This window comes from Rhizobacter sp. P2_D12, from assembly GCF_056404395.1.
In genome coordinates this window covers 40,797-61,893 of sequence record NZ_JBFUEB010000028.1, presented here as the reverse complement: position 1 = coordinate 61,893, position 21,097 = coordinate 40,797, and the positions used below count along the sequence as shown (strand labels likewise).

20 protein-coding genes and 1 pseudogene are annotated in these 21,097 nt (G+C 68.2%); 9 read left to right on the top strand and 12 right to left on the bottom strand.

Going from position 1 to position 21,097, the window contains the following annotated elements; translation table 11 throughout:
• Together AC1DYN_RS12105 and AC1DYN_RS12100 are read right to left on the bottom strand one after the other, a co-directional pair.
• A pseudogene (locus AC1DYN_RS12105) lies at window positions 1-732 on the bottom strand (type I secretion system permease/ATPase); the annotation flags it as partial.
• Between the two features lie 17 nt (window positions 733-749).
• Window positions 750-1,295 carry an NUDIX hydrolase gene (locus AC1DYN_RS12100; protein ID WP_477959699.1) on the bottom strand — a complete coding sequence of 182 codons (546 nt, stop codon included), beginning with the start codon at window positions 1,293-1,295 and terminating at the stop codon, window positions 750-752.
• 80 nt (window positions 1,296-1,375) lie between these two features.
• On the opposite strand from AC1DYN_RS12100, the gene AC1DYN_RS12095 reads away from it, so the two are divergent.
• Genes AC1DYN_RS12095 through pgeF form a run of 3 tightly spaced genes read left to right on the top strand, consistent with a single transcriptional unit; the run spans window position 1,376 to window position 3,498 of the window.
• A complete protein-coding gene (locus AC1DYN_RS12095) occupies window positions 1,376-2,083 on the top strand; it encodes a fumarylacetoacetate hydrolase family protein (RefSeq protein WP_477959696.1) in 708 nt (235 codons plus the stop codon).
• A gap of 9 nt (window positions 2,084-2,092) precedes the next feature.
• Window positions 2,093-2,731, top strand: coding sequence for a maleylacetoacetate isomerase (maiA, locus tag AC1DYN_RS12090; protein WP_477959694.1), 639 nt, complete (start codon window positions 2,093-2,095; stop codon window positions 2,729-2,731).
• On the top strand, window positions 2,731-3,498 hold the full coding sequence (pgeF, locus tag AC1DYN_RS12085) for a peptidoglycan editing factor PgeF (RefSeq protein WP_477959709.1): 768 nt from the start codon (window positions 2,731-2,733) through the stop codon (window positions 3,496-3,498). Before maiA ends, pgeF begins: the two co-directional genes overlap by 1 nt.
• Here pgeF and AC1DYN_RS12080 read toward each other — a convergent pair.
• Entirely contained in the window at window positions 3,430-3,699 is a 270-nt protein-coding gene (locus AC1DYN_RS12080) for a hypothetical protein (protein ID WP_477959692.1), read from the bottom strand. The genes pgeF and AC1DYN_RS12080 overlap by 69 nt on opposite strands.
• A gap of 69 nt (window positions 3,700-3,768) precedes the next feature.
• Here AC1DYN_RS12080 and phaC point away from each other — a divergent pair, with 69 nt between their 5' ends.
• The 6 genes from phaC to AC1DYN_RS12050 all read left to right on the top strand — a co-directional run bounded on the left by phaC (window position 3,769) and on the right by AC1DYN_RS12050 (window position 12,324).
• The gene (gene phaC / locus AC1DYN_RS12075; protein WP_477959707.1) at window positions 3,769-5,460 is read left to right on the top strand and encodes a class I poly(R)-hydroxyalkanoic acid synthase; all 1,692 of its coding nucleotides are present in this window, start codon (window positions 3,769-3,771) and stop codon (window positions 5,458-5,460) included.
• 87 nt (window positions 5,461-5,547) lie between these two features.
• Window positions 5,548-6,726, top strand: coding sequence for an acetyl-CoA C-acetyltransferase (locus AC1DYN_RS12070; RefSeq protein WP_477959690.1), 1,179 nt, complete (start codon window positions 5,548-5,550; stop codon window positions 6,724-6,726).
• A gap of 90 nt (window positions 6,727-6,816) precedes the next feature.
• Complete coding sequence (gene phbB, locus AC1DYN_RS12065; protein ID WP_477959688.1) at window positions 6,817-7,554, top strand: acetoacetyl-CoA reductase; 738 nt, start codon at window positions 6,817-6,819, stop codon at window positions 7,552-7,554.
• A 368-nt stretch (window positions 7,555-7,922) separates the two neighbouring features.
• Window positions 7,923-9,716 (top strand): thiamine pyrophosphate-binding protein, encoded by a 1,794-nt coding sequence (locus AC1DYN_RS12060; protein WP_477959686.1) that lies wholly within the window; start codon window positions 7,923-7,925, stop codon window positions 9,714-9,716.
• Entirely contained in the window at window positions 9,658-10,698 is a 1,041-nt protein-coding gene (locus AC1DYN_RS12055) for a LysR substrate-binding domain-containing protein (RefSeq protein ID WP_477959705.1), read from the top strand. The genes AC1DYN_RS12060 and AC1DYN_RS12055 overlap by 59 nt, the downstream gene beginning before the upstream one ends.
• A gap of 183 nt (window positions 10,699-10,881) precedes the next feature.
• Window positions 10,882-12,324 carry an FAD-binding oxidoreductase gene (locus AC1DYN_RS12050; RefSeq protein ID WP_477959684.1) on the top strand — a complete coding sequence of 481 codons (1,443 nt, stop codon included), beginning with the start codon at window positions 10,882-10,884 and terminating at the stop codon, window positions 12,322-12,324.
• Window positions 12,325-12,375: 51 nt separating this feature from the next.
• Here the strand turns inward: AC1DYN_RS12050 and AC1DYN_RS12045 are convergent, their stop codons facing one another.
• From AC1DYN_RS12045 to nuoH, 9 genes are read right to left on the bottom strand one after another with little or no spacing between them, the layout of a single operon-like run.
• On the bottom strand, window positions 12,376-12,831 hold the full coding sequence (locus tag AC1DYN_RS12045) for a DUF1178 family protein (RefSeq protein ID WP_477959682.1): 456 nt from the start codon (window positions 12,829-12,831) through the stop codon (window positions 12,376-12,378).
• Between the two features lie 24 nt (window positions 12,832-12,855).
• A complete protein-coding gene (locus AC1DYN_RS12040; RefSeq protein WP_477959680.1) occupies window positions 12,856-13,455 on the bottom strand; it encodes an NUDIX domain-containing protein in 600 nt (199 codons plus the stop codon).
• A gap of 4 nt (window positions 13,456-13,459) precedes the next feature.
• Window positions 13,460-14,944 carry an NADH-quinone oxidoreductase subunit NuoN gene (gene nuoN, locus AC1DYN_RS12035; RefSeq protein WP_477959678.1) on the bottom strand — a complete coding sequence of 495 codons (1,485 nt, stop codon included), beginning with the start codon at window positions 14,942-14,944 and terminating at the stop codon, window positions 13,460-13,462.
• 13 nt (window positions 14,945-14,957) lie between these two features.
• On the bottom strand, window positions 14,958-16,433 hold the full coding sequence (locus tag AC1DYN_RS12030; protein WP_477959676.1) for an NADH-quinone oxidoreductase subunit M: 1,476 nt from the start codon (window positions 16,431-16,433) through the stop codon (window positions 14,958-14,960).
• 23 nt (window positions 16,434-16,456) lie between these two features.
• Complete coding sequence (gene nuoL, locus AC1DYN_RS12025) at window positions 16,457-18,499, bottom strand: NADH-quinone oxidoreductase subunit L (RefSeq protein WP_477959674.1); 2,043 nt, start codon at window positions 18,497-18,499, stop codon at window positions 16,457-16,459.
• 10 nt (window positions 18,500-18,509) lie between these two features.
• Window positions 18,510-18,821 carry an NADH-quinone oxidoreductase subunit NuoK gene (gene nuoK / locus AC1DYN_RS12020; protein ID WP_477959672.1) on the bottom strand — a complete coding sequence of 104 codons (312 nt, stop codon included), beginning with the start codon at window positions 18,819-18,821 and terminating at the stop codon, window positions 18,510-18,512.
• Entirely contained in the window at window positions 18,818-19,477 is a 660-nt protein-coding gene (locus AC1DYN_RS12015) for an NADH-quinone oxidoreductase subunit J (RefSeq protein ID WP_477959670.1), read from the bottom strand. The genes nuoK and AC1DYN_RS12015 overlap by 4 nt, the downstream gene beginning before the upstream one ends.
• A 39-nt stretch (window positions 19,478-19,516) precedes the next feature.
• Window positions 19,517-20,014, bottom strand: coding sequence for an NADH-quinone oxidoreductase subunit NuoI (nuoI, locus tag AC1DYN_RS12010; RefSeq protein ID WP_477959668.1), 498 nt, complete (start codon window positions 20,012-20,014; stop codon window positions 19,517-19,519).
• A 12-nt stretch (window positions 20,015-20,026) separates the two neighbouring features.
• Entirely contained in the window at window positions 20,027-21,091 is a 1,065-nt protein-coding gene (gene nuoH / locus AC1DYN_RS12005) for an NADH-quinone oxidoreductase subunit NuoH (protein WP_477959666.1), read from the bottom strand.
• Window positions 21,092-21,097 lie beyond the last annotated feature (6 nt).

Genomic DNA, 21,097 nt, shown 5'->3' with positions numbered 1-21,097 from the left:
GAACAGGTCGCCGCACATGATCAGCACCACGCCGATCGACAGCGCCCACAGCGTCTCGACCGCGTTGTTCGGCACGACGCGGTCGTAGACGTTCATCGAGAACATCGGGAACACCAGCGCGAAGATGTTGACCAGCAGCGCCGCCCACAGCACGTCGCGGTAGACGATGCGCTGCTCGAGCACCGCGCCCCAGAACCAGTGGCGCTGGCGCACCGAGCGCACCTCGGGCGTGCGCGCGTCGAAGCGGAAATGCGGCCGCACGAACAGCACCACGCCGGCATAGCGCCGGTTCAGCTCGGCCGCCGGCAGCACGATYGAGCCCTGGCCGGTCTCGGGCAGCAGCACGCGGGCCAGCTTGCCGTCGGCGCCATCGTCCCAGCCGAGCAGCACGCAGGCCTGGTTGTCCTTCAGGATCAGGATCGCCGGCAGCGCGGCGGCATCGATGCGCGGCAGCGACAGGCGCTGCAGCTTGGTGGCCATGCCGGCGCGTGACGCGGCGCGCTCGGCAAGCTCCAGCGTCAGCCGGCCCTTGCCGCTCTGGCCCAGCGGCAGGCCGGCCGACAGCGAAGCGCGCGACGCCGCCTGGCCGTTCAGCCGGCACAGCTCGACCAGGCAGTCGAGCAGCGGGTCGGGGTGGATCAGGTCTTCGCGCAGGCGCAGCGGGGCCTCGACAGGCTTGTCGGATGGCGGATTCGGGGCGGCGGAAGCGGGTGCGAGTCGGGGATCGGTCATCGCAGGGGACGTCGTCGTCAGTCGATATCGGCCACGTGGAAGCCGAATTGACCCCGGCGGCTGTCTTCGAAGTGGCGCTTCAGCGTGAAGCGCACGGTCTTGAACGCGAGTTCGTCCCAGGGCACCTCGTCCTCGCGGAACAGGCGCGCCTCCAGGGTCTCGGGGCCCGGGGCGAAGCGGGTGTCGAGCAGCCGGGCACGGTAGAAGAAGTGCACCTGGCCGACCTTGACGACGTTCAGCAGCGTGAAGAGACCGAGCATCTCGATGCGGGCGCCGGCCTCCTCGTCGGTCTCGCGCAGCGCGCCCTGGGCCACGGTTTCGCCGAGCTCCATGAAACCGGCCGGCAAGGTCCACAGCCCATGCCGAGGCTCGATGGCGCGGCGGCACAGCAGCACCTGGTCCTGCCAGGCCGGCACGGTGCCGACGACGTTGAGCGGGTTCTCGTAGTGGATGGTGCTGCAGGCGGCGCAGGTCGCGCGTTCGCGGTTGTCGTCGGCCGGCACGCTGTAGGTCACGGCCGCACCGCAGGCCTTGCAATGCTTGATGCTGCGGGCTTGGAACATGAGTCCGAGTGTAGCTGCGGTGCTTGTGTGCATGGCATCATGCCGGCCATCCCCAACCGTCTTGCCCCGGAGTGCTTTCCATGAGCTACGTCGTGCCGGTCCCGGCCACCCCTTCCGTGCCTGTCGCCGGCGCGCAACCTGGCGACAGCTTCCCGGTGCGCCGCATCTACTGCGTCGGCCGCAACTACGTCGACCATGCGATCGAGATGGGGCACAGCGGGCGCGAGGCGCCGTTCTTCTTCCTGAAGCCCGGCGACGCGGTGCTGCCGGTGCCCGAGGGCACGGTCGGCAGGATGCACTACCCGAGCCTGACGAAGGACCTGCACCACGAGGTCGAACTGGTCGTCGCGATCGGCAAGGGCGGGCGCAACATCCCGGCCGCGTCCGCGCTGGACCACGTGTACGGCTATGCCGTGGGGCTGGACATGACGCGCCGCGACCTGCAGGGCGAGGCCAAGAAGCTGGGCCGCCCGTGGTGCAGCGGCAAGGGCTTCGACGAGGCGGCGCCGATCGGCCCGGTGCGGCCGGCCGCGCAGTGCCAGGTCGGGCCGCAGACGCGCATCGAGCTGAAGGTCAACGACACGCTGCGCCAGCACAGCGTGATCGGCAAGCTGATCTGGAGCATCCCCGAGATCATCGAGCAGCTGTCCACGCTGTGGGAACTGGCGCCCGGCGACCTGATCTTCACCGGCACGCCCGAAGGCGTCGCCGCGGTGGTGACCGGCGACACGCTCCGCGCCCAGGTGGACGGCGTTGGCAGCCTGCAGGTGCAACTGGTCGCGCTCTGACGCCCGGCGATGCAGCTCTACAGCTACTTCCGCTCGTCCGCGTCGTTCCGCGTGCGCATCGCGCTCGCGCTGAAGGGCCTGGCCTACGACTACGTGCCGGTGCACCTGGTGAAGAACGAGCAGGCGCAGCCGGCCTTCGCCGCGCTGTCGCCCGGCCGCCTGGTGCCGGTGCTGGAGGACGACGGGGTGCTGCTGTCGCAGTCGCTCGCGATCATCGAGTACCTGGAAGAGACCCACCCGCAGCCGCCGCTGCTGCCGGCCGACCCGGCCGGCCGCGCCCGGGTGCGCGCGCTGGCGCTGGACGTGGCTTGCGAGATCCATCCGCTGAACAACCTGCGGGTGCTGCGCTTCCTGGTGCACGACCTGAAGCTGAGCGACGACGACAAGAACCGCTGGTACCGCCACTGGTGCGAAAGCGGGCTCGAGACCGTCGAGCGCCAGCTGGCCGGCCAGCCGCAGACCGGCCGCTTCTGCCATGGCGACACGCCCACGCTGGCCGACCTGGTGCTGGTGCCGCAGATCTTCAACGCGCAGCGTCTCGATTGCCGGCTCGACCACGTGCCGACGGTGATGCGGGTGTTCGACGAATGCATGCGGCTCGAGGCGTTCAGCCACTCGCAGCCGTCCGCCTGCCCGGACGCGAGTTGATGATGCTGCACCCGCTGGCCGACGAGCTGGGCCCCGGCTGGGACCTGCCGCGCGTCGGCGCGCTGATGAGCACGCGCCGCGGCGGCGTCAGCGTCGCGCCGTGGGACAGCCTGAACCTCGGCATCGCGGTCGGCGACGACCCCGCCGCGGTGGCCGAGAACCGGGCCCGTTTCGCGCGGGCCACCGGTGCGCTGCCGGTCTTCATGAAGCAGGTGCATGGCACGCGGGTGCTGCGGCTGGCGGCGCGGCATGCGCAGGCCGGTGCCGCGCTCGAGGAAGCCGACGCCAGCATCACCACCGAGCCCGGCCTGGCCTGCACCGTGCAGGTGGCCGACTGCATGCCGGTGCTGTTCGCTGCCGGCAACGGGCTGGCGGTCGGTGCGGCACATGCGGGTTGGCGCGGCCTGGCCGGCGGCGTGCTCGACAACACCGTCGCAGCGCTGTGCGATGCGGCCGGTTGCACTTCCGCATCGCTGGTCGCGTGGATGGGCCCGTGCATCGGCCCCGGCCGCTTCGAGGTCGGCGCGGACGTCGTCGAGGCCTTCGGTGAAAACCCGCAGTCGGCCGATGCCGCGCTGTTCCGGCCGCACGCGGCCGGCAAGTGGCTGGCCAACCTGCCCGAACTCGCGCGCCGGCGGCTCGCGGGGCTGGGCCTGACGCAGGTCAAGGGCGGCGCCTGGTGCACCGTGGAAGATGCGTCACGGTTCTTTTCGTTCCGGCGCGATGGCGTCACCGGCCGCATGGCCGGCGCCGTCTGGCTGCGCTGACGCGTTTTCCCGCAGTTCCGCTGCGCGGCGCACCCGGCGCCGCGCCGGCGTGCCCAGCAGGTACATCACGATCGACAACGGGAGCAGGCCGTACAGCACGAAGGTGAAGAACGCGCCCAGCAGCGTGCCCTGCGGGCTGGTGGCTTCGGCGACCGTCATCATGACAACGACGTACATCCAGGCGATGGCAACGAGGTACATTTTTGAGAGTGTGACCTGGAACGAGCCCGAACACGGCCAGCAAGGAGACCTGTGAACAAACCAGCAGCGATGGCACAGAGCGGCACGGACGGCGCCGCGGACGCGTTCGGCGCGACGATCGGCGAGGTCTGGAAATCGATGAGCGGGTTGAGCCTGCCGCTGCCGCAGCTGAGCGCGCTGCAGGCCGATTACGTGCAGCAGGCGACGGCGCTGTGGAACGAGAGCGTCGGTGCCGCAGGCAAGGACAAGGGCGCGACCGCCCCGAAGCTGGCCGACCGCCGCTTCAGCGCCGCCGCGTGGTCCGACAACCCGGCGTCGGCCTTCACCGCCCAGCTGTACCTGCTGAACGCCCGCACGCTGATGGGCCTGGCCGACAGCGTGCAGGGCGACGCCAAGACGCGCGAGCGCATCCGCTTCGCGGTGCAGCAATGGGTGGCCGCCGCGGCGCCCAGCAACTTCCTGCCGCTGAACCCCGAGGCGATGCAGCTGGCGCTGAAGACCCAGGGCGAAAGCATCGCGCACGGCGTGCAGCACCTGTTGAACGACCTGCAGCAGGGCCACGTCTCGCAGACCGACGAAAGCGTCTTCGAGGTCGGCCGCAACGTCGCGACCACCGAGGGCAGCGTGGTGTTCGAGAACAAGCTGTTCCAGCTGCTCGAGTACAAGCCGCTGACGAAGACGGTGTTCGAGAGGCCGCTGCTGATGGTGCCGCCGTGCATCAACAAGTACTACATCCTCGACCTGCAGCCCGAGAACTCGCTGATCCGCCACGCGGTGGCGCAGGGGCACCGCGTGTTCGTGGTCAGCTGGCGCAATGCCGAGCCCGCGCAGGCGCAGCTGGGCTGGGACGACTACATCGAGGACGCGGCGATCCGCGCGATCGAAGTCGTGCAGGAGATCACCGGGGCCGAGACGCTGAACACGCTCGGCTTCTGCGTCGGCGGCACCATCCTGGCCACCGCGCTGGCGGTGCTGGCCGCGCGCGGCAGCAAGCCGGCCGCCAGCATGACGCTGCTGACCACCTTCCTGGATTTCCGCAACACCGGCGTGCTCGACCTGTTCGTCGACGAGGCGATGGTGCAATTGCGCGAGATGACGCTCGGCCCGGCCAGCCCCGGCGGCGGCAGCCTGCTGAAGGGCCAGGAGCTGGCGTCGACCTTCAGCGCGCTGCGCCCCAACGACCTGGTCTGGAACTACGTCGTCGGCAACTACCTGAAGGGCGAGACGCCGCCGCCGTTCGACCTGCTGTACTGGAACAGCGACAGCACCAACCTGCCGGGGCCGATGTACTGCTGGTACCTGCGCAACACCTACCTCGAGAACAACCTGGTCAAGCCGGGCCGGCTGACGGTGTGCGGCGAGAAGCTCGACCTGGCGCAGGTCGATGCGCCGACCTACGTCTACGGCTCGCGCGAGGACCACATCGTGCCGTGGGACGCCGCGTGGCTGAACACGCAGGTGCTCAAGCGCGCGAAGACGCGCTTCGTGCTGGGCGCGTCCGGCCACATCGCCGGCGTCATCAACCCGCCGGCCAAGAAGAAGCGCAGCCACTGGATCGGCACGGCCGCGTCGGCCAAGGCCCCCGGCGCCGAGGCCTGGCTGGCAAATGCGCACGAGCACGCCGGCAGCTGGTGGACCGACTGGGACGCCTGGCTGGCCGGCCATGCCGGCAAGCAGGTTCCGGCACCGAAAAACCCTGGCAGCCGCAGGCACAAGCCCATCGAACCGGCGCCGGGCCGCTACGTCCGGCAGAAGGCGTGATCCCGGCGTGATCAGGGTCTGAACGCTTGACCCGCGCCGCCCACCGGCCCACATTCCATCCAACTTGTCCCGTCCGAGGAGATTCCCATGTCAGACATCGTCATCGTCGCCGCCACCCGCACCGCCGTCGGCAAGTTCGGCGGCACGCTCGCCAAGACCCCGGCGCCCGAGCTGGGCGCAGCCGTCATCGCCGAGCTCCTGAAGCGCGCAAGACTCACCGGCGACCAGGTCAACGAGGTCATCCTCGGCCAGGTGCTGGCCGCGGGCTCGGGCCAGAACCCGGCGCGCCAGGCGGTCATCAAGAGCGGGCTGCCGCAGTCGGTGCCGGCGCTGACCATCAACGCGGTGTGCGGCTCGGGCCTGAAGGCGGTGATGCTGGCGGCGCAAGCCATCCGCGACGGCGACTCCGAGATCGTCATCGCCGGCGGCCAGGAGAGCATGAGCCTCGCCCCGCACGTGCTGCCGAACTCGCGCGAAGGTCAGCGCATGGGCGACTGGAAGCTGGTCGATTCGATGATCGTCGACGGGCTGTGGGACGTCTACAACCAGTACCACATGGGCATCACGGCCGAGAACGTCGCGAAGAAGTTCAGCGTGAGCCGCGAGGCGCAGGACGCGCTGGCGCTGGCCTCGCAGCAGAAGGCGGCGGCGGCGCAGGATGCCGGCAGGTTCAAGGACGAGATCGTGCCGTTCAGCATCGTGCAGAAGAAGGGCGATCCGATCGTCTTCGCGGCCGACGAGTTCATCAACCGCAAGACCAATGCCGACGCGCTGGCCGGGCTGCGGCCGGCCTTCGACAAGGCCGGCGGCGTGACGGCCGGCAATGCCTCGGGGCTGAACGACGGTGCCGCCGGCGTGGTGGTGATGACCGCGAAGAAGGCCGACCAGCTGGGCCTGACGCCGCTCGCGCGCATCAAGAGCTATGCCACCGTCGCGCTCGACCCGGCCTTCATGGGCATCGGCCCGGTGCCGGCCTCGCAGAAGGCGCTGCAGCGCGCCGGCTGGAAGCCCGGTGACCTCGACCTGCTCGAGATCAACGAAGCCTTCGCGGCCCAGGCCTGCGCGGTGAACAACGAGATGGGTTGGGACGTCAGCAAGGTCAACGTCAACGGCGGTGCGATCGCGATCGGGCACCCCATCGGTGCATCCGGCTGCCGCATCCTGGTGACGCTGCTGCACGAGATGCAGCGGCGCGACGCGAAGAAGGGCATCGCCAGCCTGTGCATCGGTGGTGGCATGGGCGTTGCACTGACCGTCGAACGTTAAGCCGGTATTAGCCTCGGGCGAACCCCGGTTGACGCGGCACCCGGGCGCGACGACGCTCGGGTGTCTGCACTCATTCCCAGGAGAAAACAAATGACACAGAAGATCGCCTACGTGACCGGAGGCATGGGCGGCATCGGAACCACGATGTGCCAGCGCCTGCACAAGGACGGCTTCACCGTGGTGGCCGGCTGCGGGCCGAGCCGCGATTTCACGAAGTGGCTGAACGAGCAGAAGGCACTCGGCTACACCTTCCACGCCTCGGTCGGCAACGTCGGCGACTGGGATTCCACCGTCGCCGCGTTCCAGAAGACCAAGGCCGAGATCGGCCCGATCGACGTGCTGGTCAACAACGCCGGCATCACGCGCGACGGCATGTTCCGCAAGATGAGCCGCGCCGACTGGGATGCGGTGATCGAGACCAACCTGACCAGCCTGTTCAACGTCACCAAGCAGGTGATCGACGACATGCTCGAGAAGGGCTGGGGCCGCATCATCAACATCAGCTCGGTCAACGGCGAGAAGGGCCAGTTCGGCCAGACCAACTACTCGGCCGCCAAGGCCGGCATGCACGGCTTCACGATGGCACTGGCACAGGAAGTGGCCAACAAGGGCGTGACGGTCAACACCGTGTCGCCGGGCTACATCGCCACCGACATGGTCAAGGCGATCCGCCAGGACGTGCTCGACAAGATCGTCGCCGGCATCCCGGTCAAGCGCCTGGGCACGCCGGACGACATCGCGTCCATCGTGTCCTGGGTCGCGTCCGACGAATCCGGCTTCGCGACCGGGGCCGACTTCTCGGTCAACGGCGGCCTGCACATGGGCTGACGCCCGCGTCCCTTCCGCGTTCCACGCCTTCTTCGCAGCCCCGGGCGCCAGTTCACTGGCCCCGGGGCTGCTGCCTTGGATGCAGCACTTTGCAGCCGGCCGGCCGCTGCCATCTGTTTTGCAGATGGCGGTATCGACAGGGCATATGGCTGCCAACGCCCAGGCGCCCCAAAGCTCACTAGCATCGACTGCATCCGAAGACGTCGCCGGAACACGATTCCGCTGCCTGCAGGGGACACGGGCCCAACGGCCTGCACTTTTTCCCCGCAATTGCGACGCAAGCTAGGCCCCCCAGGTGTTGTTCCGTCCGGGGCTCGACGGCCACCGCAGCGCGCGGTCGGCCGATCCTTTCAGCGCAGAGAGACAGCATGGAGCAGACTCCTTCAACCTCCTCGTTCATCGAGGCACGGCGCATCGACGCGCGGCGTGCCGGGCCCGCCCGGCTCAGCGGTGCGCAGGCCGTGATCCAGGCCCTGGTCGACGTCGACGTCGACATGTTCTTCCTGTGCAGCGGCGGGGCCCTGATCGCGCCGCTGTGCGAGGCGATCAGCGCACACGTCGGTGCACGCGTCGTGCGGCTGTCGCAGGAGCGCGCGGCGGTGCACGCGGCCGAGGGCCACGCGAAGGCGACGGGGCGCATGGCGGCGGTGCTGGTGTGCGGCGGGCCGGGCATCGCGGCGGCGGTGCCGGGGCTGATGAGCGCGCTGGCCGATTCGGTGCCGCTGCTGTGCATCGCCGGGCAGGTCAGCTCCGAGCTGATCGGCACCGACGCGTTCCGCGAATGCGACGCGCTCGGCATCACGCGGCCGGTCACCAAGTGGAACCGGCGCATCGCGGCGGTGCACGAGGCCGCCGGCATCGTCGAGCGGGCCGCCCGCGTCGCCCGCGACGGCCGCCACGGGCCGGTGCTGGTCGAGGTGCCGATCGACGTKCAGCGCGACGTCACGCCATACCAGCGCATCGGCCACGCGGCCGGCGGCTCGCACAAGTCCGGCGGCTTGCCGAGGCTGCCGCCCGATCGCCGCCTGGCACACGCCGCGAGCCAGATCCACGCCGCGCGCCGGCCGCTGCTCTATGCCGGCGGCGGGCTGGTCCGGTCCGGGCCGCACGCCTGCGCGGCACTGGCCGAGTTCGTGCGCTTCACCGACATCCCCTGCGCGCTGACGATGACGGCGCTCGGTGCCTTGCCGTCGGGCGCGCGCAGCCTGCTCGGGTGGCTGGGCACCGGGGGCAGCCCGGTCGCGAACCTGGCATTGCTGCATGCCGACCTGGTTGTCTGCGTCGGCGCGCGCCTCGATGAGCGTTCGCGCCCGCCGGCGTGCGCGAACGATGCGCCGGGCGGTCCCGCGATACCGGGCGAGCTGGTCCACGTCGACATCGACCCCACCAGCATCAACAAGGTCTGTGCATCCGCCACGCCGCTGGTCGGCGATTGCGCCGAGGTGCTGAAAGGCGTCGGCCGCTGCCTGCTGCAGCTGCCGGGCTTCGCAGCCGCAGCCGATGCGCCCGGCCGGCTGGACGACTGGTGGGCCCAGATCGCGCAGTGGCGGCTGCAGTGCGCGCCCGACCCGGCCGCGCGGGCGCCGATCGGCGAGCAGGTGCTCGGCGCGCTGCGCGACGAGCTGGCGCTGCGCGGCGCGGTGGTGGCGGTCGACGATGGTGTGCAGCAGGTGGCCGCCGCCCACCAACTGCGCCACGAGCACCCGGGGCGCTGGCTGGTGTCCGGCGGCGCCGGCATGCCGGGCTTCGCGCTGCCGGCGGCCATCGGCGCGCTGGCGGCGCAGCCGCAGCGGCCGGTGGTCTGCCTGAGCGACGCCAATGCCTTGCTGCCGACCCTGCACGAATTGCAATCCGTGGCCGACCATGGCTGGCCGCTGAAACTGGTGGTCTTCCCGTCGCCGGTCGCCGACCTGCGGCGCAGCACGGCGGCCTGCGGTGCCGCACCGGCGGTGATGATGCAGCGGCCCGACGTGGCGGCCATCGCGCGCGCCTTCGGCTGGCGCATCCATCGCCTCAAATCGGCCGCCGGCATCGAGCGCGCGGTGCGCGAGCTGCTCGACTGCGACGAGCCGTACCTGTTGCAGGTCGACCCGTCGCTGGCCGATCCGCTGCGCACCGGGACGGCGGCCGAGCCGCTGCCGGCGCTGGCCCACCAGCGCTGACGCCACGCGCGCCACCCATGAAGCGAAAGCGGGGGTCACCATCGAGCTGAGACAGCTTCGCTATTTCGTGCGCATCGTCGATCTGGGAAGCCTGTCCCGCGCCGCGGGGGTGCTGCACGTCGCGCAGTCCGCGCTGAGCCACCAGGTGGCCGCGCTCGAAGACGAGTTCAAGATCATGCTGCTGCATCGCAATGCGCGCGGCGTGTCGCCGACCGAGTCGGGGCTGCACCTGTACCGCTATGCGCGGACCATCCTGAAGCAAGCCGACGACGCGCACGAGGCGGTGTCAGGCTGTTCCGCCGAGCCGGGCGGACAGGTCAGCGTCGGCATTCCGCTGAGCCTGGCCGCGCCGCTGGCGCTGCCCATCTTCAACGAGGTTCGGACGCGGCACCCGTCGATCCGGCTGCAGGTCTACGAAGAGCTGAGCGGCACCATCCTCGAATGGGTAAAGAGCGGCCGCTTGATGCTCGGCGTGGTCTTCGACGATGGCAACCTCGAAGGGCTGGAGACCGTGCGCGTGATGGAGGAGCGGCTGTTCCTCGTCGTGCACCCCCGGTCGCGGCTGGCACGGCGAAAGCTCATCACGCTGCGCGAACTGCAGGGCGTCGAGCTGGTGCTGCCCGAGCTGGAGCAGGGCGTGCGCCAGCGCGTCGAACGCGCCATGCTGCGCGCCGGGCTGTCGCCGCCGGTCATCGTGGCCGAGATGAACTCGCTGACGCTGATGAAGCAGGCGGTGGCGGCCGACCTCGGCTCCACCGTGCTGCCGTGGCCCAGCATCGAAACCGAGGTGCAGCAGAAGAAGCTCGCCGTCGTCGAGATCACGCGGCCGGCGATCACGCGCGTGGCGGCCGTCTGCTGCACCTCGAACGCACCGCGCATGCGTGCCACCGACTGCGTGCTGACGGCCGCCGTGGCAGCCATCCGACACGTCGTGCGCAACTCGCCGTGGCGTGGCGTGCGCAGCCCGAGCGCGAACGGCTGAACCGCCGGATGCAAGGCATTGCATCTGGTCGCGAAGGTTTGCCGCCAGCCATCTGAAATCGAGAAGGCGCCTTCTGGATGTTGTATGGCTCGGCGCTCGGATCCCGCGCGATTTGCTCTTAGGCTTTCGAACATGCCAAGCGCCGGTTCACAGGCGCGATCCGTTGATCTCAGAGAGGACCCCATGATCGACCTTGCCGTTCCTTCCCCCGTTCCCGTCGCCGCGCCGCGTGCGCCGGCGTCGCTGCTCGATGCGCTGCGCCAGCGCTTCGGCCTGCGTTTCTCGCCCGGCATGGCCGTGCGCGAGCGGCAGGGCTGGAATGCGCCGCCGGGCGAGCCGGTCGCACTGGAGGGCGTGGTCTTCGCCCACACGACGGAAGAGGTGGCCGAGATCGTGCGGCTGTGCGCGATGCACCGGGTGGCGGTGAGCGCGTTCGGTGCGACCACGTCGATCGAGCGGCACATCCTGGCCGACCAAGGCGGCATCGCGATCGACCTGTCCGAGATGAACGAGGTGCTGACGATCAACTCGCAGGACATGACGGCGACGGTGCAGGCGGGCGTCAGCCGCTCGCAGCTGAATGCCGAGGTGAAGGACACGGGCCTGTTCTTCCCGGTCGAGCCGGGCTCCGAGGCGTCGATCGGCGGCATGGCGGCGACGCGCGCGTCGGGGGCCAATGCGGTGCGCTATGGCTCGATGCGCGAGAACGTGCTGGCGCTGACCGTCGTCACGGCCGAAGGCAAGATCGTGCGCACGGCGCGCCGCGCGAAGAAGTCGTCGGCGGGCTACGACCTGACGCGCATCTTCGTCGGCAGCGAGGGCACGCTGGGCATCATCACCGCGGCCACGCTGAAGCTCTACCCGCAACCGGCCGCGACGCTGACGGCGCTGGCCGCCCTGCCCTCGCTGGCGGCGGCGGTCGAGCTGCTGCAACTGGCGCAGGCGCGGCTCGGGGCCGGCTTGACCGGCTTCGAGGTGATGGGCGAGTTCGCGCTCGGGCTGGTGCGCAGGCACTTCCCGCAGCTGCGGCAACCGCTGCCGCCGTCGCCGTGGACCGTGCTGCTGGAGCAGTCGGACACCGAGGGAGAGTCCCATGCGCGCGGGCTGTTCGAGGGTCTGCTGGAGACGGCGCTGGAGCGCGGGCTGATCAGCGACGCGGCGGTGGCCGAGAGCATCGACCAGTCGAACGGGCTGTGGCACCTGCGCGAATCGATCCCGCTGGCGCAGTCGGAGGAAGGCCTGAACATCAAGCACGACATCTCGCTGCCGGTGTCGCGCATCCCGGATTTCGTCGCTTCCACCGATGCGGCGCTGCGCGCGGCGGTGCCGGGCGTGCGGCTGGTCAACTTCGGGCACCTGGGGGACGGCAACCTCCACTACAACGTGCAGGCCCCGGAAGGGGTGGATGCGAAGGAGTTCCTGCACCTGCGCGAGCCCGAGGTCAACACGCTGGTGTACGACGCGGTCGGCGCCTGCGGGGGCTCGATCTCGGCCGAACATGGCATCGGGGCCTTGAAGCGCGAGGAACTGGCCTTGCGCAAGTCGCCGGTGGCGCTGGGGTTGATGCGGGCGATCAAGGCGGCGCTGGATCCGCGCGGCACGATGAACCCCGGGCGGGTCACGTAGCCCGGCGACCAATCCAGGGTTTGTCCGACATGTCCCGGATTGGCATCCGGGCTACTGCAGGCGCCCTTTCGCGGCGGCGGGCATCGGCAACGACATCACGTCGATGCCCTCGTCGGCCAGGGCCTGCGCATCCTCGCGCGTCGCCTGCCCTCGGATCGCCCGCTCGGTGGTCTCGCCGTAGTGGATGCGCCGCGCCTCTTCGGCAAAGCGCTCGCCGACGTCGTCGGTGTGGGCCATCACGTGCTGCACCGCCTTCAGCCACATCGCCTGCATCGTGACCGCCTCGGGCGTGGCCGGCTGCTCGCGCTCGGCGGCCGGCAGGGTGCGGATCTCGCGCGCGCCCGACACGTTGAGCCGCGGCGCGCTCGGCAGCCGCTTCACCGCCTTGTCGCCGCACAGCGGGCATTCGACCAGGCCGCCGTCGAACTGCGACTGGAAATCGGCCTCCGAGCCGAACCAGCCTTCGAAGCGATGGTCGTGCGCGCAGCACAGGTTGAGCACTTTCATGCCCGCATTATGGTCAGCCGCGGCTCAAGGCGCAGCCTGCCACGCGATGTCCCAACGGCCGGCGCGCCAATTCTGCAACCACATCAGGCCGATCAGGGTCTTCGCGTCGGTCAGCGCCCCCTCGCGCGCCAGCTGCTCCAGCGCGTCGACGCTCGCGACCTCGACCTCCAGGAACTCGCCATGGTCGAGCTGCCGCGCACCGGGCGTCAGCCCGCGTGCGAACCAGACCTCGATGCCTTCGGTCGAGTAGGCGATCGCGTTGTGCAGCACGCCGGCGCGTGCCCATTCGGCGGCGGTGTAGCCGGTTTCCTCGGCCAGCTCGCGGCGCGCGCAGGTCCAGGTCGATTCGCCCGCGTCCAGCTTGCCGGCCGGGAACTCGATCATCTCGCGCCCCATCGGGTAGCGGTACTGGCGCTCGATCACGACGCGCCCGTCGTCCAGCAGCGGCACCACCATCACCGCACCGGGATGCACCAGGTATTCGCGCCGGCCGAGACTGCCATCGGGCAGTCGGGCCTGATCGCAGCGCACGTCAAGGAACTGGCCTTGCCAGGCTTGCTCCGACTGCACGCAATCGGGGCGCAGCCGCGGATCGCCGGCGGACGGTCCGTGCGGCGCGCCCATCGCGTCAGGTGGCCAGTGCCTTGACGATGGCCTGCGAGCACAAGGCCATCAGCCCGCCCGGCAGGATGCCGAAGAACAGCACCGCGGCACCGTTCAGCGACAGCACCATGCGCACGTCGCTGCCGGCCACGATGGGCTGCGTGTCGACCGGCTCGTCGAAGTACATCACCTTCACCAGGCGCAGGTAGTAGAACGCGCCGACCAGCGACAGCAGCACCGCCAGCACCGCGATCACGATGTAGCCGGTGACGTTGGTGGTGACCAGCGCCTGCAGCACCGCCAGCTTGGCGTAGAAGCCCACCGTCGGCGGGATGCCGGCCAGCGAGAACATGAAGATCGCCATCACGCCGGCAAACCACGGGTTGCGCTTGCCCAGGCCCTTCAGGTCGTCGATGTTCTCCGACTCGAAGCCCGGCCGCGACAGCAGCATCACGATGCCGAAGGTGCCCAGCGTCGTGAAGACGTAGGTCACCATGTAGAACAGCGCCGAGCTGTAGCCGTTCGAGGCCGACAGCGTGTTGCCGGTGATCACGGTGGTCGTGAAGCCGAGCAGCATGAAGCCCATCTGAGCGATCGTCGAGTACGCCAGCATCCGCTTCAGGTTGCTCTGCGCGATGGCCGCCAGGTTGCCGAGGAACATCGACGCAACGGCCAGCACCATCATCATCTGCTGCCAGTCGCCGGCCACGCCGGACAGGCCCTCGACCAGCAGCCGGAAGGTCATCGCGAAGGCCGCCAGCTTGGGCGCACCGGCGATCAGCACCGTGACCGCCGTCGGCGCACCGTGGTAGACGTCGGGCAGCCACATGTGGAAGGGCACGGCACCGAGCTTGAACGCGAGGCCGGCGACGATGAACACCACGCCGAACACCAGCACGGTCGGGTTGATCTGGCCGGTGGAGATCGCGTTGAAGACGTTCGGGATGTCGAGCGAGCCGGTCGCGCCGTACATCATCGACAGGCCGTACAGCAGGAAGCCGCTGGCCAGCGCGCCCAGCACGAAGTACTTCATCGCGGCTTCGGTCGACTGGGCGTGGTCGCGGCGCATCGCGGTCAGCGCATACAGCGACAGCGACATCAGCTCCAGGCCCAGGTAGACCACCAGGAAGTTGTTGGCCGCCAGCATCACCGAGATGCCCAGCAGCGAGAACAGCGACAGCGTGAAGAGCTCGCCCTTCAGCATCTCGCGGCTCTCGGCGTAGGGCCGCGCATACACCAGCGTCACCATCACCGCCAGCGCCGCGAAGAAGCCCAGCAGGTGGCCCAGCGGGTCGGTCACCATCATGCGCTGCATGCCGTAGACGGTGAAGCCCTGGTCGAAGTAGACCAGGTGCATCGCCGCGACGACGGCCAGCGTCGCCTGCGTCAGCCAGTAGGTCGGCGTGCGCTTCGGATCGGTGACCCACAGGTCAACCATGGCCACGACGCAGGCCATCGCGAGCAGCACCAGTTCCGGGTAGACGGCCAGCCAGTTCATGTCTTTGATCATCATTGCCGCCGCATCAATTCAGTTTCGAGACGGCCACGTGCTTCAGCAGTTCGGTCACGCTGACGTGCATGGTGTCGGTAAAGGGCTTCGGGTACACGCCCATCCACAGCACGGCGATGGCCAGCACGGCCAGCATGCCGAACTCGCGGGCGTTCAGGTCCTGCAGCGCGCGCACGTCCTCGTTGGCCACCGGGCCGAAGTAGACGCGCTTGACCATCCACAGCGTGTACGCGGCGCCGAACACCAGCGTGGTGGCGGCCAGCGCGCCGAGCCAGAAGTTGGCCTTCACCGCGCCCAGGATCACCATCCACTCGCCGACGAAGCCGCCGGTGCCCGGCAGGCCGCAGTTGGCCATCGCGAACAGCACCGCAAAGGCGGCAAACTTGGGCATGGTGTTGACGACACCGCCGTAGCTGGCGATCTCGCGCGAGTGCACCCGGTCGTACAGCACGCCGATGCACAGGAACATCGCGCCCGACACGAAGCCGTGCGAGATCATCTGCACCAATGCGCCCGAGATGCCCAGCTCGCTGAAGATGAAGAAGCCGAGCGTCGCGAAGCCCATGTGGGCGATCGACGAATAGGCCACCAGCTTCTTCATGTCCTGCTGCACCAGCGCGACCAGGCCGATGTAGACCACGGCGATCAGCGACAGCGCGATGATGAACCAGGCCCACTTGTGGCTCGCGTCCGGCAGGATGGGCAGCGAGAAGCGCAGGAAGCCGTAGGCACCCAGCTTCAGCATGATGGCGGCCAGCACCACCGAACCGCCGGTGGGCGCCTCGACGTGGGCATCGGGCAGCCAGGTGTGCACCGGCCACATCGGCACCTTGACGGCAAAGGCCGCGAAGAACGCGAAGAAGAGCAGTGTCTGCGCCGACATGCCCAGCGGCAGCTTGTGCCAGGTCAGGATCTCGAAGCTGCCGCCCGACTTGAAGTACAGGAAGATCAGCGCGATCAGCATCAGCAGCGAGCCGGCCAGCGTGTACAGGAAGAACTTGAAGGCCGCGTAGACGCGCCGCGGGCCGCCCCAGACGCCGATGATGATGTACATCGGGATCAGCGTGGCCTCGAAGAATACGTAGAACAGCAGGCCGTCGAGCGCGCTGAACACGCCGACCATGATGCCCGACAGGATCAGGAACGCGCCCATGTACTGGTTGACGCGCTCGGTGATCACCTGCCATGCGGCGATCACGACGATGACGGTGATGAAGGCGGTCAGCAGCACGAACCACACCGAGATGCCGTCCACGCCCAGGTGGTAGTGCACGTTCAGGCGCTCGATCCAGGCCAGGTTCTCCTGGAACTGCATCGCCGCGGTGCCGGCGTCGAAGCCGGTGATCAGCGGAATCGTGACGACGAAGCTCGCGATCGCCGCGACCAGCGCGATCCAGCGCACCGCGTTCGCATGCTCGTCGCGGCCGACCAGCAGCAGGACGACGCCCGCGACGATCGGCAGCCAGATGGCAAGGCTCAACAAACCCATGTTCTTGTTCTCCGGTGCCGCTTTTACTTGCCCAGCAGGCTGCCGGCCGCGCTCATCAGCGGCCCCCACAGCTGCCAGGTCATCAGGAGGATCACGCCGAGGATCATCACCAGCGCATACCAGTAGAGGTAGCCGGTCTGCACCACGCGCACCACCGACGCGAACGCGCCGACCGCCTTGGCCGAGCCGTCGATGACGATGTTGTCGATGATGCCGACGTCGCCGCCCTTCCACAGGCCGCGGCCGAGCAGGCGCGAGCCGGCGGCCAGCACGTTCTCGTTGAACCAGTCGAAGTAGTACTTGTTCTCGAGGATGGTGTAGACGAAGCCGAACTTCGACTTGAACCACGCCGGGATCGCCGGCTTGACCATGTAGAACACGTAGGCCGTGACCACGCCGGCCAGTGCGAGCCAGAACGGCAGCGACATCAGCCCGTGCAGCGCCATCGCGACCGCGCCGTGGAACTCGTTCTTCATCTCCTCCATCGCCGGGTGCTTCTCCGGGTTGATGAAGATCGCATCCTCGAAGAAACCGCCGTACAGCATGCCCTGGATGGTCATGAAGCCGATCACGACCGACGGGATCGCCAGCAACAGCAGCGGCGCGGTGACGACCCACGGCGATTCGTGCGGCACGTGCGGCTCGTGGTGGCCATGATCGTCGTCGTGATGATCATGCTCGCCCGGGAACGGCTTGTGGCGGAAGTTCTCCTTGCCGTGGAAGACCAGGAAATACATCCGGAAGGAATAGAAGGCCGTCACGAACACGCCGACGATGACCGCGAAGTACGCGAAGCCGGCGCCCGGCAGGTGGCTCGCGTGCACCGCCTCGATGATGCTGTCCTTCGAGTAGAAGCCCGCGAACAGCGGCGTGCCGATCAGCGCCAGCGAACCCAGCAGCGAGGTGATCCAGGTGATGGGCATGTACTTGCGCAGGCCGCCCATGTTGCGGATGTCCTGGTCGTGGTGCATGCCGATGATCACCGAGCCGGCGGCCAGGAACAGCAGCGCCTTGAAGAACGCGTGCGTCATCAGGTGGAACACCGCCACCGAGTAGGCCGAGGCGCCCAGCGCCACCGTCATGTAGCCCAGCTGCGACAGCGTCGAGTACGCGACCACGCGCTTGATGTCGTTCTGGATGATGCCCAGGAAGCCCATGAACAGCGCGGTGATCGCGCCGATCACCAGCACGAAGCTCAGCGCCACGTCGGACAGCTCGAACAGCGGCGACATGCGCGCCACCATGAAGATGCCGGCCGTCACCATGGTCGCCGCGTGGATCAGTGCCGAGATCGGGGTCGGGCCTTCCATCGAGTCGGGCAGCCACACGTGCAGCGGGAACTGCGCGCTCTTGCCCATCGCACCGATGAAGAGGCAGATGCAGGCCACCGTCAGCAGCATCCATTCGGTGCCGGGGAACACCGCCTTGGCCAGCTCGGGCGCCTTGGCGAAGATCTCGCTGTAGTTCAGCGTGTTGCCGAAGGCCAGCAGCAGGCCGATGCCGAGGATGAAGCCGAAGTCGCCGACGCGGTTGACGATGAAGGCCTTCATGTTGGCGAACACCGCCGTCGGCCGCGTGAACCAGAAGCCGATCAGCAGGTACGACACCAGGCCCACCGCCTCCCAGCCGAAGAACAGCTGCAGCATGTTGTTGCTCATCACGAGCATCAGCATCGAGAAGGTGAACAGCGAGATGTACGAGAAGAAGCGCTGGTAACCCGGGTCTTCCTCCATGTAGCCGATGGTGTAGATGTGCACCATCAGCGACACGAAGGTGACGACGCACATCATCATCGCGGTGAGGCCGTCGACCAGGAAGCCGATCTCCATCTTCAGCGAGCCGAGCGTCATCCACTCGTAGACGGTGGCGTTGAAGCGCGCGCCGTCGACGGCCACCGCCTTCAGCGTCATCGCCGAGATGATGAAGGCGATCAGCACGCCGAGGATGGTGACGGTGTGCGCGCCGCGGCGGCCCACCTGCTTGCCGAACAGGCCGGCGACGACGGCACCGACCAGCGGCGCCAGCGGCACCGCGAGCAGCATGTTCTGGGAGAGTGTTGCTGACATGTTGTTGTGCTCAGCCCTTGAGGGAGTCCAGCTCGTCGACGTTGATCGTGGCGCGGTTGCGGAACAGCACGACCAGGATCGCGAGGCCGATCGCGGATTCCGCGGCAGCGACGGTCAGGATGAAGAACACGAACACCTGCCCCGCCATGTCGCCCAGGTAGTGCGAGAACGCGACGAAGTTCAGGTTGACCGCCAGCAGCATCAGCTCGATGGCCATCAGCAGCACGATCAGGTTCTTGCGGTTCAGGAAGATGCCGATCACCGACAGCGCGAACAGGATCGCGCCCAGCGTCAGGTAGTGGCTCAGCGTCACGGGGCTCATGGCTTGACGTCTCCAGCTGCGGGGGCGGCCGGCGCTGTTGCGGAGGCTTCGGGGGGGGCTTCGACCTCGGCGGCCATCTTGATGATGCGCACGCGGTCGGCCTTCTTCGCACGCACCTGCTGCGAGGCGTCCATCGCCTTCGAATCCTTGCGCTTGCGAAGCGTCAGCGCGATGGCGGCGACGATGGCCACCAGCAGCAGCACGGCCGCGATCTGCAGCGGGTACAGGTAGTGGGTGTAGATCTGGATGCCCAGCAGCTTGGTGTTGCCCAGCTGCAGCGAGGCCGCATCGGTCACCGGAGCGCTGCGCACGTCGAAGCCGGGGATCAGCACCGCAGCCATCTCGAGCACGATGATCGCGCCGACCAGGCCAGCCACCGGGAAGTGCTTCCAGAAGCCCTGGCGCAGCGAGTCGACGTTGATGTCGAGCATCATCACGACGAACAGGAACAGCACCATCACGGCGCCGACGTAGACCAGCACCAGCGAGATCGCGAGGAACTCGGCCTGCAGCAGCATCCACACGCAGGACGCCGAGAAGAACGCGAGCACCAGGAACAGCGCGGCATGCACCGGGCTGCGCGCGGTGATGACGCGGAAGGAAGCTCCCAGCAGCACGGCCGAGAAGATGTAGAAAAGCGCGGTCGGGATGTCCATATTCTTGTCGAGCACCGTGCGCCGACCGTCCGGGGACGGTCAGCGGTAGCGGGCGTCAGCCTCCTTGTTGGCGGCGATCTCGGCCTCGTAGCGGTCGCCCACGGCCAGCAGCATGTCCTTGGTGAAGTACAGGTCGCCGCGCTTTTCGCCGTGGTATTCGAAGATGTGCGTCTCGACGATCGAGTCGACCGGGCAGCTCTCTTCGCAGAAGCCGCAGAAGATGCACTTGGTCAGGTCGATGTCGTAGCGCGTGGTGCGGCGCGAACCGTCGTCGCGCACCTCGGATTCGATCGTGATCGCCAGCGCCGGGCACACCGCTTCGCACAGCTTGCAGGCGATGCAGCGCTCTTCGCCGTTTTCATACCGGCGCAGCGCGTGCAGGCCGCGAAAGCGCGGCGAGGCCGGCGTCTTCTCCTCCGGGAACTGCACGGTGATGTGCGGCGACAGGAAGTGCCGGCCGGTCAGGGCCAGGCCCTTGAACAGCTCGGTGAGCATGAAGCTCGAGAACAGGTCCTTGATGGAAGCCACAGCAGACATGGTCTTCTTCCCTTATTTCCAGAGACTCAGCGGCGACTGCAACCACAGCCCCACCACCACCAGCCACACCAGCGTGACCGGGATGAAGATCTTCCAGCCCAGACGCATGATCTGGTCGTAGCGGAAGCGCGGGAAGGTGGAACGCACCCACAGGAACATGGTGACGACGACGAAGGTCTTCAGGCCCAGCCAGATCCAGCCCGGGATCCAGGTGAACGGCGCGAAGTCGAGCGGCGACAGCCAGCCGCCGAGGAACAGCGTCACGCACAGGATCGAGACCAGGATCATGTTGGCGTATTCGGCGAGGAAGAACATCGCGAACGCCATGCCCGAGTACTCGACCATGTGGCCGGCCACGATCTCGGATTCGCCTTCGACCACGTCGAACGGGTGGCGGTTGGTCTCCGCCAGGCCCGAGATGAAATAGACGACGAAGATCGGCAGCAGCGGCAGCCAGTTCCACGAGAAGAGCGAGAAGCCGTGGCTGGCCGCGAAGCCCTTGCCCTGCCCCAGCACGATGTCGGTCATGTTGAGGCTGCCGCTGACCATCAGCACGACGACCAGCGCGAAGCCCATCGCGATCTCGTAGCTGACCATCTGCGCCGAGGCGCGCAGCGCGCCGAGGAAGGCGTACTTCGAGTTCGAGGCCCAGCCGGCGATGATCACGCCATACACCTCGAGCGAGGTGATCGCCATCAGGAACAGCAGGCCGGCGTTGATGTTGGCCAGCGCCACCTCGGGGCCGAACGGCACCACGGCCCACGCGGCCAGCGCCGGCATGATGGTCATCACCGGGCCGAGCAGGAACAGCGGCCGGTTGGCGGCCGTCGGCAGGATGATCTCCTTGAAGATCAGCTTGACCGCATCGGCGATCGGCGTCAGCAGGCCCCACGGGCCGACGCGGTTCGGGCCCGGGCGGATCTGCGTCCAGCCGATGGCCTTGCGCTCCCACAGCGTCAGGTAGGCGACGCAGCCCATCAGCGGTGCGACGACGACGATGATCTTGATCAGCGTCCAGATCACCGGCCAGGCGACGCCCAGGTACTGCGTGCCGAGGTTGTTGAAGGAATCGATCATGGGGGG